Source organism: Cupriavidus sp. FW305-46 (genome assembly GCF_058787075.1).
In genome coordinates this window covers 1-14513 of the sequence record NZ_JBYSZI010000102.1, presented here as the reverse complement: position 1 = coordinate 14513, position 14513 = coordinate 1, and the positions used below count along the sequence as shown (strand labels likewise).

Genomic DNA, 14513 nt, shown 5'->3' with positions numbered 1-14513 from the left:
CCCCAGCCCCGTTTGCATATCCGCTTCACCCGTTCGCTGTTTGGTCAGGTGTTGATTGCCCTGGTGATTGGCACCACACTCGGCTTGGCATTCCCTGAATTCGCCGCCAAGCTCAAGCCGCTTGGCGATGCCTTTATCAAGCTGATCAAGATGCTGATCGGCCCGATCGTGTTCTGCGTGGTGGTGGCCGGCATCTGCGGCGCCGGCGAGCTGAAGAAGGTCGGCCGCGTCGGCATCAAGGCGGTGGTGTACTTCGAGATCGTCACCACCATCGCGCTGGCGCTTGGCATCCTGCTGGCCTATGTGTTCCAGCCCGGCGTCGGCATGAATGTCGACCCGCGTTCGCTCGATGCGTCGGCCATCGCCGGATTTATCGACAACGCGACCAAGGTGAAGGACCAGGGCACGGTCGACTTCCTGCTCAAGCTGATCCCCAATACCGTGTTCGGCGCCTTTGCCAACGGCGACGTGCTGCAGGTGCTGCTGGTGTCGATCCTGTTCGGCTGCGCGCTGTCGCTGGTGGGCGAGCCGGGCCGGCCGCTGGTCAGGCTGATCGACACCTTCTCGCACACGCTGTTCAAGATGATGGGCTTCATCATCAAGCTGGCGCCGCTGGGCGTGCTGGGCGCGGTGGCCTTCACCGTGGGCAAGTACGGCATCGGCTCGCTCAAGCAGCTGGGCTTCCTGGTATTCCTGTTCTACGGCGCGGTGATCATCTTCGTGCTGTTGGTGCTGGGCACGATCATGCGCGTGTGCGGCTTCTCGGTGATCAAGCTGATCCGCTACCTGCGCGCCGAGCTGCTGGTGGTGCTGGGCACGGCCTCGTCCGACAGCGTGCTGCCGCAGGTGATGAAGAAGCTGGAGTTCATGGGGATCAAGAAGTCGGTGGTGGGCCTGGTGATCCCGACCGGCTACTCGTTCAACCTCGATGCGTTCTCGATCTACCTGACGCTGGCCGCGGTCTTTATCGCGCAGGCGACCAACACGCCGCTGGCGATGGGCGACCTGCTCGGCATCCTGGCGGTGGCGCTGGTCACCTCCAAGGGCGCGCACGGCATCCCCGGCTCGGCCATCGTGATCCTGGCCGCGACACTGTCGGCACACCCGGCGATTCCCGCCATCGGGCTGGTGCTGGTGCTGTCGGTGGACTGGTTCATCGGCATCGCGCGTGCACTGGGCAACCTGATCGGCAACTGCGTGGCGACCGTGGTGGTGGCCGCCTGGGAGAAGGATATCGACCGCGAACGGGCCCATGGCGTGCTCAACGGCACCATTGAAGCGACCGACCTGGATGCGGGTCTGGCCGCGATGGCGGAGGACGGCGTGGACGCCGGATCTCCGGTCGCCGTGCCAGGGCGGTAGTCCACTGCATCAGATGAGCTCGCCCCCGCTGGACTGCGCCTCGGGGACGATTCATCTGCCGCAGTAGACTAGAATCACACATCTCCCCAACCGCGCAGCCCCTGCGCAAGTGCGCTGCCATGCCCGAGCATATCGATCCTGACATGACCGCCGAAGCGATCGCCGAAGACATAGTCGCGGCCATCGTTTCGCACCGCCTGCCGCCCGGCACCAAGCTGCGCGAGGAGGCCCTGGCCAGTGTCTACCGCGTCAGCCGCACCAAGGTGCGCGCGGCGCTGCTGATGCTGTCCAAGGACAAGGTCATCCAGATCGTGCCCGACAAGGGTGCCTTCGTGGCCAAGCCCAGCGCCGAGGAGGCGCGCGAGGTCTTCGCGGTGCGCCGCATCCTGGAAGCGGCGCTGGCGCGCGAGTTCGTCGCCAAGGCGACCCCGGCCGACTACAAGCGCATCGACCGCCACCTGGCGGCCGAACGCAAGGCGCTGGCTGGCAGCGATGCGCAGGTGCGCACCCGGCTGCTTGGCGACTTCCATATCGTGCTGGCCGAGGTGGTCGGCAACGGCGTGCTGACCGAGATGATGCGCGAGCTGTCGACGCGCAGCGCGGTCATCACCATGCTGTACCAGTCGCGCCGCGACGCGGCCTGCTCGTCGGACGAGCACCGCGAATTCATCGAGGCCGCCCGTGCCGGCGATGTCGAGCGGGCCGTCACGCTGATGGTGGACCACCTCGGCCACGTGGAAGGTGCGCTGCATTTCGAGGAAACCGCGCCGGTGTCGCGCGGCAAGGACCTGGTGACCGCGCTGCTCGCGTAGGCGTCTGCTTGACGTGAGTCAAAGCGGCCACTGCCGCCCGCGCGCACACTTGACCCCGCCATGAAGACGCGGGGGCGCACTTCATGAGCACTCTGCCTTCCGGCACCTCATCGTCGGAAGGCTGCCCGCACGCTGCAACGGTGTGCGGGCTTTCTTTTTTCTGAGGACTGGGTTTTGCGCTGCGGAATGGCGCCCTGTCCCGCCGCTTGGCCGCGACGCAGTCCCGCACCCGTTTTTTCCTTTCCCGCCAGCTAGTTGCAGCGCCTGGAAGGCATTCCCGGCGCCGCCATTGTTGCGTCCGCGGTGGCCGGCATTGCCGGCAATACGCGAGATCGAATCCCGGCTTCGGGTTAGGATGCCGGAGGCCCGAGCCAGAGGCCGGCGCCGCCCCCCGCAGGATCCGGGGCGGACGCACACCAGAACAGAAACATGGAGACCGTCATGCGCCATCGCGCGATACCTGCGCTGCAGCCACGCCGCCGGCGCTAGCTCTCCCCTGCATTTCGCAACGCCACGGTCCTGCCTGACGCCGGATCGCGGCCCGCATCGCCTGACCATCGATCGAGAGGACTTCCCATGCCCAGTGCCTTCCGCCCCGACGCCTTTGCCGGCAAGACCGTATTCGTCGCCGGCGCCTCCTCCGGCATCAACCTCGGCATCGCGCACGGCTTCGCGCGCGCCGGGGCGAAGCTGGCGCTGATCAGCCGCACCGCCGAGCGCATCCAGGCCGCCGCCGACACCATCACCGCGGCCGGCGGCACCGCCATCGGCATGGCCGCCGACGTGCGCGACTATGCCGCCGTGGAAGCGGCCTTCGCGCGCGCCCAGGACGAACTGGGGCCGATCGACGTGGTGATCTCCGGCGCCGCGGGCAACTTCCTCGCGCCCGTGGTCGGCATGTCCGCCAATGCCTTCAAGACTGTGGTCGATATCGACCTGCTCGGCACCTTCAACGTGTTCCGCGCCAGCTTCGACCACCTGGCCAAGCCGGGTGCGTCGCTGATCGCGATCACCGCGCCGCAGGCGGTCAACGCCATGATGTTCCAGGCCCATGCCTGCGCCGCCAAGGCCGGCATCAACATGCTGATCAAGTGCCTGGCGATGGAATGGGGCCCGGCCGGCGTGCGCGTGAACGGCATCTCGCCCGGCCCGATCGCCGACACCGAAGGCATGGCCCGGCTGGCGCCCACGGCCGAGATGGAGGCGCGCTACAAGGCCCGCCTGGCGCTGCGCGACTACGGCACCAAGGACGATATCGCCGATGCCGCGATGTACCTGAGCAGCGACAACGCGCACTACGTCACCGGCACCATCCTCGACTGCGACGGCGGCAGCAAGCTGGGCGACGCCTCCGCCGACGCGCTGAAGAAGCCGCAGTAAGTTTCCGCACCCGCACCGAACCACGACCAAGCAACAAGGAGAACCACCCATGACGGCATCCGTCCTCTATCAAGCCAGCGAAAGCGTGGCCACGCTGACCCTGAACCGCCCGGACGTGCTCAACGCGATGAACGGCGACCTGATGCGCGAGCTGCGCGAGGGCGTTGAGCGCGCCTCCGGCGACGCCGGCGTGCGCGCCGTGCTGATCACCGGCGCGGGCCGCGGCTTCTGCGCCGGCGCCGACCTGGCCGCGCGCGGCAAGGATGGCATCTCCGATTCCGGCACGCTGCTGCGCGAGCGTTACCACCCGATCATCATGGCGCTGCGCCAGATGCCCAAGCCGGTCGTCACCGCTGTCAACGGCGTGGCCGCCGGTGCCGGCATGAGCCTGGCGCTGGCGGGCGACGTGGTGCTGGCGGCCCGCTCGGCCAGCTTCCTGCAGGCATTCTCCAAGATCGGCCTGGTCCCGGACGCCGGCAGCACCTACTTCGTGCCGCGCTATGCCGGCGAGATGCGCGCCCGCGCACTGGCCATCCTGGCCGAGAAGATCGATGCCGAGGAAGCACAGCGCATCGGCCTGGTGTGGAAGGTCCACGCCGACGACGCGCTGCAGGACGAGGCCGGCAAGCTGGCCCGCCACCTGGCCACCATGCCGACCATGGCCTACGGCATGATCAAGGAAGCCCTGAACCAGAGCTTCGACAACGACCTGGCCGCGCAGCTCGAAGTGGAAGCCACGCTGCAGTCGCGCGCCAGCCGCAGCGATGACTGCAAGGAAGGCGTAGCCGCCTTCATGGAGAAGCGCAAGCCGCAGTTCAAGGGCCGTTGAGAACCCGCATCACAAGGAGCCAGCGCATGAGCGCCAGCAGCAACGAACGTATCCTCGTCACCATCGAAGACGGCGTCGCCGACGTCCGCCTGAACCGCCCCGACAAGATGAACGCGCTCGACCAGGCCATGTTCGACGCACTGATCGAGACCGGCGAGCAACTGGCGCGCATGCCCGACCTGCGCGCCGTGGTCCTGTCAGGCGAGGGCCGCGCCTTCTGCGCGGGGCTGGACATGGGCCGCATGGCGGGCATGTTGTCGGACGGTGGCGGCGAATCCCACAACGACAGCATCGGCGCGGGCCGCCTCGGCAAGCGTACCAACGGCATGTCCAATCGCCCGCAGTACGCGTGCATGGTCTGGCGCGAACTGCCGGTGCCGGTCTTCGCCGCGGTCCACGGCGTGGCTTTCGGCGGCGGGCTGCAGGTGGCGCTGGGCGCTGACGTACGCTACGTCGCGCCCGATACCAGGCTGTCGGTCATGGAAATGAAGTGGGGGCTGGTGCCCGACATGGCCGGCATGGTGCTCACGCGCGGCCTGGTGCGCCCCGACGTGCTGCGCGAGCTGATCTACAGCGCGCGCGTGCTGAGCGGCACCGAAGCCTGCGAACTGGGCCTGGGCACCTACCTCGCCGACGACCCGCGCGCCGCGGCGCTGGAAGCCGCGCGCCAGGTGGCACAGAAGAACCCGGATGCGATCCGCGCAGCCAAGCGCCTGATGGCGGTGGTGGAGCGCGGCGACAATGCCCTCATCCTGCAGGCCGAGTCCGACGAGCAGGACCGGCTGGTCGGCTCGCCCAACCAGCGCGAGGCAGTGCTGGCCAATATGCAGAAGCGCGCGCCGCGCTTCGAGCCGGCGGGCTGAAGCAAGCCGCTCAGTGGTGGTGCGCGGCTCGCCGGCGGCGCCACCACAACGCATAGACCACCACATTGACCACCAGCACCACCGCGCCGAGCCACAGCTGCACCGCGGGCGTGAGCCCGGCCGGATAGATCAGCGGCAACAGGTAGCGCTCGACAAAACCGCCGCTGTAGCCCGCCTGTCCCGCGGCCCGGCGCAGCATGTTTTCCAGCGGCGTCAGCGGGCAGATCCAGCCGGACCATTCGATCAGCACGCCCCACACCGCCGCCGGCAGGTGCAGCCATGCGACACGCGGCCAGCGCAACACCAGCAGGCCGCCCGCCACCACGAACAGGATAAACAGCCCGTGCACGAGGACCACCAGGTCGGCCAGCCAGGCTGTGATCGGCATCGCGCTCGGCGGCGGCCTCAGTTGCCGCCCGCCGTGTCCATCCAGTAGCCCGGGCGCGCGAACTGCGCCTTCAGGTGCTCGATGAAGAAACGGATCTTGGCCGGCACCGGGCGCTGCTGCGGGTACACGGCAAGGATGTCGTAGGCCGGCAGCGCGTATTCGTCCAGCACCGTGATCAGCTCGCCGCTCTCCAGCTGCGGCAGGATCTCCCAGGTCGAGCGCCAGCCCAGGCCCAGGCCCTCGCCGGTCCAACGGTGCAGCAGCTCGCCGTCGTTGCAGTCCAGGTTGCCGTTGACGCGCACGGTCACGGTCTTGCCGTTCTGGCTGAAATACCAGCCGCGCTGCTGGCCGCCCTGCAGGTTGAACGCCAGGCAGTTGTGCTGGGCCAGGTCGTCCAGCGTCTGCGGCACGCCGTACCTGGCGAAGTACGCCGGCGTGCCGCACACCACGCGCTTGTTCGAGGCCAGCTTGATCGCGACAAAGTTCGGGTCGATGGCGCCGCCGATACGGATGCCGACGTCATAGCCTTCGCGCACCAGGTCGACCACGCGGTCGGTCAGGTTGAATGAGATCTGCACTTCCGGGTTGGCCGAGAGGAACGCCGGTGCGTGCGGTGCCACGTGTTTGCGCCCGAACGCCGCCGGTGCCGAAACGATCAGGTGGCCGGTGGCCTTGTGCTTGCCTTCGGCGATCAGCATCTCGGCGCGGTCCAGGTCGGCCAGCGCCTTCTTGCACTGCTCCATGAACACCGCGCCCTGCTCGGTCACGGCGATGCGGCGCGTGGACCGGTGCAGCAGCTTGACGCCGATGCGGGCTTCCAGCGCGTTGATGCGGCGGCCGATCATCACCGGCGTCACGTTCTGCGTGAGCGCCGCGGCCGCCATGCTGCCGTGCTCCACCACGGCGATAAAGGCTTCGATTTGCTTGAGTTTGTCCATCGGATATTCGTCTCCCGGGCGCCATTGTGCGGCATCCCCGGGGATGTGGCATCCCTGCGCGGCTGATGGGCAGGATCGCGGCATCCGCATACGGCTGTGTCAGGGCCGCTGCCAGGGGCAGGTCGCGTCACCCGCAGCCGGTGCGGAATCAGGCGGCCGGAGCCGCGCGCGCCCTGACCTGCGCGTTCATCTCGGCCGCTTCGCCCAGCACATGGGCCAGCCGCCGCAGCGGCCGGCTGCATTGCACGTGCAGGTACAGGTAGCAGGCCGCGCCGGTCACCACCATCACGCCGTAGAGCCACAGCAGCGTCCCGGCCATGGCCTGCTGGCGCGGCAGTGCCGCCACCACGGCCGCGGCCGGCGCCAGTGCCAGCAGCCCTGCCAGGGTGCGCGCAGCACCTTCCCACAACCGCAGTTGCAACACCACGCGCCGCTGGCGCGCCTGCAGCTGCGGCGGCGGGATGCGCGCCAGCCGGCGCAGCAGCGCATCCTCGGCTGCGCTGTGGCGGTCCATCTCGGCGGCCTGCCAGCGCAGCGGATGGCGCAGCCTGGCCAGCACGGTGCCGGCGCGCGTGAGTCCGGCGCCGACATAGCAGGCGGCCGACAGGGCCAGCAGCACCTCGAAGGTCCGCAGCGACCACGGCGGCACCGGTTGCTTGAGCCACAGCCGCCAGACGGCCAGGGCCACGCCGCTCAGGATGGTCGCGACCAGCGCCGCGATAAAGCCCACCCACAGCGCGCGCCCGAGGCGGCCGCCCGGCATCGGAGGGTCGGCAGCCGGCCCGGGCGGGACGGCGGCAAGCGCTTCAAGCAGTTCGTAGGTAGACGGCAGCCTGGAATACATGGTCGGCCCGGATGGCGAAGAATCCCGTCATTTTGCCGCACTGCGCTGCGGCGGCCGGCCGGCGCGGGCGCGTACCCACCGCTGCGCTGCGTGCCCGTACCGTCACACCACATATCCAATTGCGTACCCCGGCATACCCCCGCCGACCGTCCGATCTGGCTTCCAAGGCGATATTGCGTACCCCAGGTATCGAATCAACTGATCTCCCTTCTGTTTATCCCACCCCGCCTGCGGGAATAGGATCGACTCCAACGGAATTCACACCATCACTGGAGACAAGATCATGGCAAAGATGAGAGCAATCGACGCGGCAATCGCCGTGCTGGAGAAGGAAGGCGTGACCACGGCATTCGGCGTGCCGGGCGCGGCGATCAACCCGTTCTACTCGGCAATGCGCAAGTCGGGCAACATCAACCACGTGCTGGCCCGCCACGTCGAGGGCGCCTCGCACATGGCCGAAGGCTACACCCGTGCCGAGCCGGGCAACATCGGCGTCTGCGTCGGCACCTCGGGCCCCGCCGGCACCGACATGATCACCGGCCTGTACTCGGCCTGGGCCGATTCGATCCCCATCCTCTGCATTACCGGCCAGGCCCCGCGCGCCCGCCTGTACAAGGAAGACTTCCAGGCCGTCGATATCGAATCGATCGCCAAGCCCGTGACCAAGTGGGCCGTGACCGTGCGCGAGCCGGCCCTGGTGCCGCAAGTGTTCCAGCAAGCCTTCCACATCATGCGTTCGGGCCGCCCGGGTCCGGTGCTGATCGACCTGCCGTTCGACGTGCAGGTGGCCGAGATCGAATTCGATGTCGACACCTACCAGTCGCTGCAGCCGTACAAGCCGGCTGCCTCGCGCGCCCAGATCGAGAAGGCCATCTCGATGCTGAACGCGGCCGAGCGCCCGCTGATCGTGTGCGGCGGTGGCGTGATCAACGCCGACGCGGCGGATCTGCTGGTCGAGTTTGCCGAACTGGTCAACGTGCCGGTGGTGCCGACCCTGATGGGCTGGGGCGTGCTGGCCGACGACCACCCGCTGCAAGCCGGCATGGTCGGCCTGCAGACCTCGCACCGCTACGGCAACGCCACGCTGCTGGCTTCGGACTTCGTGATGGGCATCGGCAACCGCTGGGCCAACCGCCACACCGGCAGCGTCGATGTCTACACCAAGGGCCGCAAGTTCGTGCACGTCGATATCGAGCCCACCCAGATCGGCCGCGTGTTCGGCCCGGACCTGGGCATCGTGTCGGACGCCAAGGCCGCGCTGGAACTGTTCGTTGAAGTTGCCCGCGAAATGAAGATGGCCGGCCGCCTGCCGTGCCGCAAGTCGTGGGTCGCCGACGTGCAGAAGCGCCGCCGCACCATGCAGCGCAAGAGCGATTTCGACAACGTGCCGGTCAAGCCGCAGCGCGTGTACCGCGAGATGAACCAGTACTTCCCGCGCGACGTGCGTTATGTCAGCACCATCGGCCTGTCGCAGATCGCCGCGGCCCAGTTCCTGTCGGTCAACGAGCCGCGCCACTGGATCAACTGCGGCCAGGCCGGCCCGCTGGGCTGGACCATCCCGGCCGCGATCGGCGTGAAGACCGCCTCGCCGGACTCGGATGTGGTGGCGATCTCGGGCGACTACGACTTCCAGTTCATGATCGAAGAACTGGCCGTGGCCGCGCAGTTCAAGGTGCCGTACATCCACGTGGTGGTGAACAACTCCTACCTCGGCCTGATCCGCCAGGCGCAGCGCAACTTCGAGATGGACTACTGCGTGCAGCTGGCCTTCGACAACGTCAACTCGCCAGAACTGAACGGCTACGGCGTGGACCACGTCAAGGTGGTCGAGGGCCTGGGCTGCAAGGCGATCCGCGTGTTCAAGCCGGAAGACATCGCCCCGGCCTTTGCTGAAGCGCGCGACCTGATGGCCGAGTTCTCGGTGCCGGTGGTGGTCGAGGTGATCCTGGAGCGCGTGACCAATATCGCGATGGGCACCGAGATCGACAATGTCAACGAGTTCGAGCCGATCGAAGACCTCGAGGACATCGAGGAAGCGATCCTGAAGGAAGAAGTGGAAACGGCGTAAGCAGCACCATTCCAACATGGAAGCGCGGGCTACGGCCCGCGCAAATCCAGCGCCCCTGCATCACCGGTTCTGCACCGGCAGAACGACAACACAACTAAACCGGAGAGACTCATGACTAAACTTGCGGCCAACCTCACCATGCTGTTCAACGAAGTCGGTTTCCTCGACCGCTTCGAAGCCGCCGCGCGCGCGGGCTTCCGCGGCGTGGAATTCCTCTTCCCCTATGCCTTCCACGCGGACCAGATCGCTGACCGCCTGAACCGCTTCCAGCTGGACCTGGTGCTGCACAACCTGCCCGCCGGCAAGTGGGAAGCGGGCGAGCGCGGCATTGCCTGCCACCCGGACCGCGTCGGCGAGTTCCAGGACGGCGTGGGCGAGGCCATCAAGTACGCCAAGGTGCTGGGCGTGCGCCAGCTGAACTGCCTGGTCGGCATCCAGCCGCAGAACGTCAAGCGCGAGCAGGCCCAGGAAACGCTGGTGGAAAACCTGCGCTTCGCCGCCAGCGCGCTCGCCGCCGAGCATATCGACCTGCTGGTCGAGCCGATCAACACCTTCGACATCCCTGGCTTCTTCCTGTCGCGCACGCAGCAGGCGGTGGACCTGATCAACCAGGTCAATGCGCCCAACCTGTACGTGCAGTACGACATCTACCACATGCAGCGGATGGAAGGCGAGATCGCCAACACCATCAAGGCCAACCTGCCGAAGATCAAGCACGTGCAGCTGGCCGACAACCCCGGCCGCAATGAACCGGGGACCGGCGAGCTGAACTACCGCTTCCTGTTCAAGTTCCTGGACGAGATCGGCTACAACGGCTGGATCGGCTGCGAGTACAAGCCGAAGACCACCACCGAAGCCGGCCTGGGCTGGCGCGCCGAGCACGGCGTGCAGTAACGGGTTACCACCTACGCCAACCAAGACAGACTTAATCTCATTCAAGGAGACATCAACATGGCAAACCAACGCAACGTCGGCTTCATCGGCCTGGGCATCATGGGCGCACCGATGGCGGGCCACCTGCGCGCCGCCGGCCACACGCTGTTCGTGCATGACGTCAACCCGGCCCCGCAAGCGCTGGTCGATGCAGGCGTGACCGTCTGCACCAGCGCCGAGGAAGTCGCCAAGCGTGCCGACATCATCGTCATCATGGTGCCGGACACCCCGCACGTGGAAGCCGTTCTGTTCAGCGAAAAGGGCGTTGCCGCCGCGTTCAAGGCCGCCGGCAAGGAAGCCAGCCACAGCAAGATCGTGGTCGACATGAGCTCGATTTCGCCGATCGCCACCAAGGACTTCGCCGCGCGCATCAACAAGCTGGGCGCCTCGTACCTGGACGCTCCGGTGTCGGGCGGTGAAGTGGGCGCCAAGGCTGCTTCGCTGACGATCATGGTCGGCGGCCCGCAGGAAGCCTATGACCAGGTCAAGCCGCTGTTCGACCTGATGGGCAAGAACGTCACGCTGGTCGGTGGCAACGGTGACGGCCAGACCACCAAGGTGGCCAACCAGATCATCGTCGCGCTGAACATCCAGGCCGTGTCCGAAGCCCTGCTGTTCGCCTCCAAGGCTGGCGCCGATCCGGCCAAGGTGCGTCAGGCGCTGATGGGCGGCTTTGCGGCTTCGCGCATCCTGGAAGTGCACGGCGAGCGCATGGTCAAGCGCACCTTCGACCCGGGTTTCCGCATCGAACTGCACCAGAAGGACCTGAACCTGGCGCTGCAGGGTGCCAAGGCACTGGGCGTGGCACTGCCCAACACCGCCACCGCGCAGGAGCTGTTCAACACCTGCGCCGCCAACGGCCTGGGCAAGCAGGACCATTCGGCCCTGTGCCGCGCGATCGAGATCATGTCTAACCACCAGATCGCCAAGTAAGCAGCAACCACGTCGTCCCCGCCCAGCGGGGACGACTAGCTTTCCCCGTCAGCACCAGGACTTTTCATGCTCGCCACCGAACCTCAAGCCGCCCTGCTCTCGCCCCAGCGCGCCGCAGCGCATCCCGCACAGTCCGACGCGCGCGCGCTGCTGCGCGACCTGTTCGACACCGCGGTCGCTTCCGTCAGCGCCAGCCACTGCCTGCCGCCGCACCTGCCCACGCCGCCCAAGGGCCGCACGGTGGTGATCGGCGCCGGCAAGGCCGCTGCCGCGATGGCGCAGGCGGTCGAGGCGAACTGGCAAGGCGAGCTGTCGGGCCTGGTGGTGACGCGCTACGGCCATGGCGCCGATTGCCAGCGCATTGAAGTGGTCGAAGCCGCGCATCCCGTTCCCGACGAAGCCGGCCAGCGCGCCGCGCAGCGCATGGTGGAACTGGTGCAGGGCCTGACCGCCGACGACCTGGTGCTGTGCCTGATTTCCGGCGGCGGCTCCGCGCTGCTGGCCGCGCCCGCGCCGGGCCTGACGCTGGCCGACAAGCAGGCCGTGAACAAGGCGCTGCTCAAGAGCGGCGCCAGCATCGGCGAAATGAACTGCGTGCGCAAGCACCTGTCCGCGCTCAAGGGCGGACGCCTCGCGCTGCACTGCGCCCCGGCCCGCGTCGAGACCCTGCTGATTTCCGATATCCCCGGCGATGACCCGACCCTGATCGCAAGCGGCCCGACGCTGCCCGACGCGACCACCTGCGCCGACGCGCTGGCCGTCATCGCCAAGTACGGCATTGAGGTCCCCGCCAACGTGCGCACCCACCTGGAAAGCGGCGCCGGCGAAACGCCCAAGCCCGGCGATGCCCGCTTCGAAGGCCACCGCAACGTGACGCTGGCCACCGCGCAGCAATCGCTGGAAGCCGCGGCCGCGCGCGCGCGTGAACTGGGCTACGAGGCCCACATCCTGTCCGACTGCATCGAAGGCGAAGCCCGCGAAGTGGCCGAAGTGCACGCCGCCATCGCGCGCCAGGTGGCGCAGCGCGGCCAGCCCTTCAGCAAGCCCTGCGTGATCCTGTCCGGCGGCGAGACCACCGTGACCGTGCGCGGCAAGGGCCGCGGCGGGCGCAATGCCGAGTTCCTGCTGGCGCTGGCGGTGGCGCTCGACGGCCTGGCCGGCGTGCACGCGATCGCCGGCGACACCGACGGCATCGACGGCTCCGAGGACAACGCCGGCGCGCTGCTGTCGCCCGACACCCTGACCCGCGCCACCGCGCGCGGGCTGTCGGCGCGCGCGCACCTGGACAACAACGACGGCTACGGCTTCTTTGCCGGCGTGGGCGACCTGATCGTCACCGGCCCGACCCGCACCAACGTCAATGACTTCCGCGCCATCCTGATTGTGTAGGCCGGCAGTCGTCAGCGCAGCATCGCCGTACCGAAGCAGTCGTTCACCTGAACAGCATTACCCGGCGCGCCACGTGGCGCGCCGTCCGAGAATGGAAGAGGAGACATCATGAGACGCCAGCGCAAAGCGAAGATCGTTGCCACGCTTGGACCCGCAAGCACCGACATCGCGGTGATCCGCGAACTGTTCGAGGCCGGCGCCGACGTGTTCCGGCTGAACTTCAGCCACGGCACGCACGAAGACCACCGCGCGCGCTACGACGCCGTGCGCAAGATCGAGGCCGAGACCGGCCGCCCGATCGCGATCCTGGCCGACCTGCAGGGCCCGAAGCTGCGCATCGGCACCTTCGCCGCCGGCAAGGTCGCGGTGCGCGCGGGCGATGTGTTCGTGCTCGACAGCGATCCCACCCCGGGCGACGGCACCCGCGTCTACCTGCCGCACCCCGAACTGTTCGCCGCCGCGCAGCCGGGCCAGTCGCTGCTGATCGACGACGGCAAGGTACGCCTGTCGATCGAAGCGGTGACCACCGGCACCATCACCACGCGCGTGGTCAACAACGGCACGCTGTCCGACCGCAAGGGCGTGAACGTGCCCGACGCCGTGATCCCCATCCCCGCGCTGACCGAGAAGGACCGCAAGGACCTGGACTTCGCGCTGTCGCTGGGCGCTGACTGGATCGGCCTGTCGTTCGTGCAGCGCCCGTCCGACATCGTCGAAGCGCGCGAGATCGTCGGCACCCGTGCCGGCATCCTGTCCAAGATCGAGAAGCCGGCCGCGCTGCAGCAGCTCGAAGAGATCGTGCGCGTGTCCGATTCCGTGATGGTGGCGCGCGGCGACCTCGGCGTGGAGTTGCCGCCCGAGCGCGTGCCCGGCGTGCAGAAGCGCATCCTGCGCGTGTGCCGCCAGCTGGGCAAGCCGGTGGTGATCGCCACGCAGATGCTGGAATCGATGATCGACTCGCCGGTGCCGACCCGCGCCGAAGCGTCGGACGTGGCCAGCGCCATCTATGAAGGCGCCGACGCGGTGATGCTGTCGGCCGAGTCGGCCAACGGACGCTACCCGGTGCCGGCGGTGTCGATGATGAACCGCATCGTCACCGAGGTCGAACGCGACCCGCTGTACCGCAACCTGCTCGATGCCCAGCATGAGACCCCGCTGAACACGCGCCAGGATGCAATCTGCGCGGCGCTGCGCGAAGTCACGCAGATCATCGGCGCCGCCGCGACCGTGACCTACACGTCCTCGGGCGCCACCGCGCTGCGCGCCGCGCGCGAGCGGCCGTGCGCGCCGATCGTCAGCATCACGCCGAACCTGGAAATCGCGCGCCGCCTGGCCATTGCCTGGGGCGTCCACTCCACCGTGAGCCCGGATGTGCAGAGCGTGGATGAAATGGTCGAAGCCGCCACACGCGCGGCGGTGGCCGAAGGTTATGCCGTGCCGGGCGACCAGATCACCATCGCCGCGGGGATGCCGTTCGGGCAAGGCGGGACCACCAACCTGCTGCGCGTGGCTGAAGTTGGCGCCAGCGCGGTGGCAACCGCACCGGCTGCGCGCGAGGCTGCCTTGGCCTGACCGCGCTGCTTGCGTTCCCGTCCCGGAACGTTCAGGTCATGACGGAACCGGGTGCAGACCCGGTTTCTTTGTTTTGCCGCACACCGCCTGCGTTGCCCGTCTCCAGGGCGAGTGGGTGGTGTTTTTTTATTTGGGCCTGGTGTCCGGCACCGAAAACAGCAGCTGACACCGGATTGCTATACTGCTTGCCATCCTCCCACCC

General features: G+C 67.8%; 13 protein-coding genes. 10 read left to right on the top strand and 3 right to left on the bottom strand.

The window, feature by feature from the left end; translation table 11 throughout:
* Positions 1-12: 12 nt before the first annotated feature.
* The 5 genes from AC3WON_RS29830 (at position 13) to AC3WON_RS29810 (ending at position 5246) form a co-directional block, all read left to right on the top strand.
* Positions 13-1362: a C4-dicarboxylate transporter DctA gene (locus AC3WON_RS29830; RefSeq protein WP_492353352.1), complete on the top strand. Its 1350-nt coding sequence runs from the start codon at positions 13-15 to the stop codon at positions 1360-1362.
* A gap of 119 nt (positions 1363-1481) precedes the next feature.
* Complete coding sequence (locus tag AC3WON_RS29825) at positions 1482-2174, top strand: GntR family transcriptional regulator (RefSeq protein ID WP_492320039.1); 693 nt, start codon at positions 1482-1484, stop codon at positions 2172-2174.
* A 576-nt stretch (positions 2175-2750) separates the two neighbouring features.
* Positions 2751-3554 (top strand): SDR family oxidoreductase, encoded by an 804-nt coding sequence (locus AC3WON_RS29820; RefSeq protein ID WP_492320040.1) that lies wholly within the window; start codon positions 2751-2753, stop codon positions 3552-3554.
* 49 nt (positions 3555-3603) lie between these two features.
* On the top strand, positions 3604-4383 hold the full coding sequence (locus tag AC3WON_RS29815) for an enoyl-CoA hydratase-related protein (RefSeq protein ID WP_492353351.1): 780 nt from the start codon (positions 3604-3606) through the stop codon (positions 4381-4383).
* 26 nt (positions 4384-4409) lie between these two features.
* Complete coding sequence (locus AC3WON_RS29810) at positions 4410-5246, top strand: crotonase/enoyl-CoA hydratase family protein (RefSeq protein WP_492320042.1); 837 nt, start codon at positions 4410-4412, stop codon at positions 5244-5246.
* A 10-nt stretch (positions 5247-5256) separates the two neighbouring features.
* On the opposite strand, the gene AC3WON_RS29805 is transcribed toward AC3WON_RS29810, so the two are convergent.
* The 3 genes from AC3WON_RS29805 to AC3WON_RS29795 all read right to left on the bottom strand — a co-directional run bounded on the left by AC3WON_RS29805 (position 5257) and on the right by AC3WON_RS29795 (position 7416).
* Entirely contained in the window at positions 5257-5634 is a 378-nt protein-coding gene (locus AC3WON_RS29805) for a DUF2784 domain-containing protein (protein ID WP_492353350.1), read from the bottom strand.
* A gap of 17 nt (positions 5635-5651) precedes the next feature.
* Positions 5652-6572: a LysR family transcriptional regulator gene (locus AC3WON_RS29800; protein WP_010812145.1), complete on the bottom strand. Its 921-nt coding sequence runs from the start codon at positions 6570-6572 to the stop codon at positions 5652-5654.
* Between the two features lie 148 nt (positions 6573-6720).
* Positions 6721-7416 (bottom strand): hypothetical protein, encoded by a 696-nt coding sequence (locus AC3WON_RS29795; RefSeq protein WP_492353349.1) that lies wholly within the window; start codon positions 7414-7416, stop codon positions 6721-6723.
* Positions 7417-7699: 283 nt separating this feature from the next.
* Here AC3WON_RS29795 and gcl point away from each other — a divergent pair, with 283 nt between their 5' ends.
* The 5 genes from gcl to pyk all read left to right on the top strand — a co-directional run bounded on the left by gcl (position 7700) and on the right by pyk (position 14311).
* A complete protein-coding gene (gene gcl / locus AC3WON_RS29790) occupies positions 7700-9484 on the top strand; it encodes a glyoxylate carboligase (protein WP_010812147.1) in 1785 nt (594 codons plus the stop codon).
* A gap of 111 nt (positions 9485-9595) precedes the next feature.
* Positions 9596-10378, top strand: a complete 783-nt coding sequence (gene hyi, locus AC3WON_RS29785; RefSeq protein WP_010812148.1) for a hydroxypyruvate isomerase — start codon at positions 9596-9598, stop codon at positions 10376-10378.
* 57 nt (positions 10379-10435) lie between these two features.
* The gene (glxR, locus tag AC3WON_RS29780) at positions 10436-11350 is read left to right on the top strand and encodes a 2-hydroxy-3-oxopropionate reductase (protein WP_010812149.1); all 915 of its coding nucleotides are present in this window, start codon (positions 10436-10438) and stop codon (positions 11348-11350) included.
* 66 nt (positions 11351-11416) lie between these two features.
* On the top strand, positions 11417-12739 hold the full coding sequence (locus tag AC3WON_RS29775) for a glycerate kinase type-2 family protein (protein WP_492353348.1): 1323 nt from the start codon (positions 11417-11419) through the stop codon (positions 12737-12739).
* Positions 12740-12847: 108 nt separating this feature from the next.
* The gene (pyk, locus tag AC3WON_RS29770) at positions 12848-14311 is read left to right on the top strand and encodes a pyruvate kinase (RefSeq protein ID WP_492353347.1); all 1464 of its coding nucleotides are present in this window, start codon (positions 12848-12850) and stop codon (positions 14309-14311) included.
* Positions 14312-14513 lie beyond the last annotated feature (202 nt).

Excerpts from the sequence above, each read along its gene's own strand:
- AC3WON_RS29825 (WP_492320039.1), top strand. The coding sequence starts at position 1,482 with ATGCCCGAGCATATCGATCCTGACATGACCGCCGAAGCGATCGCCGAA.
- AC3WON_RS29820 (WP_492320040.1), top strand. The coding sequence starts at position 2,751 with ATGCCCAGTGCCTTCCGCCCCGACGCCTTTGCCGGCAAGACCGTATTC.
- AC3WON_RS29815 (WP_492353351.1), top strand. The coding sequence starts at position 3,604 with ATGACGGCATCCGTCCTCTATCAAGCCAGCGAAAGCGTGGCCACGCTG.
- AC3WON_RS29810 (WP_492320042.1), top strand. The coding sequence starts at position 4,410 with ATGAGCGCCAGCAGCAACGAACGTATCCTCGTCACCATCGAAGACGGC.
- AC3WON_RS29805 (WP_492353350.1), bottom strand. The coding sequence starts at position 5,634 with ATGCCGATCACAGCCTGGCTGGCCGACCTGGTGGTCCTCGTGCACGGG.
- AC3WON_RS29800 (WP_010812145.1), bottom strand. The coding sequence starts at position 6,572 with ATGGACAAACTCAAGCAAATCGAAGCCTTTATCGCCGTGGTGGAGCAC.
- AC3WON_RS29795 (WP_492353349.1), bottom strand. The coding sequence starts at position 7,416 with ATGTATTCCAGGCTGCCGTCTACCTACGAACTGCTTGAAGCGCTTGCC.
- gcl (WP_010812147.1), top strand. The coding sequence starts at position 7,700 with ATGGCAAAGATGAGAGCAATCGACGCGGCAATCGCCGTGCTGGAGAAG.
- hyi (WP_010812148.1), top strand. The coding sequence starts at position 9,596 with ATGACTAAACTTGCGGCCAACCTCACCATGCTGTTCAACGAAGTCGGT.
- glxR (WP_010812149.1), top strand. The coding sequence starts at position 10,436 with ATGGCAAACCAACGCAACGTCGGCTTCATCGGCCTGGGCATCATGGGC.
- AC3WON_RS29775 (WP_492353348.1), top strand. The coding sequence starts at position 11,417 with ATGCTCGCCACCGAACCTCAAGCCGCCCTGCTCTCGCCCCAGCGCGCC.
- pyk (WP_492353347.1), top strand. The coding sequence starts at position 12,848 with ATGAGACGCCAGCGCAAAGCGAAGATCGTTGCCACGCTTGGACCCGCA.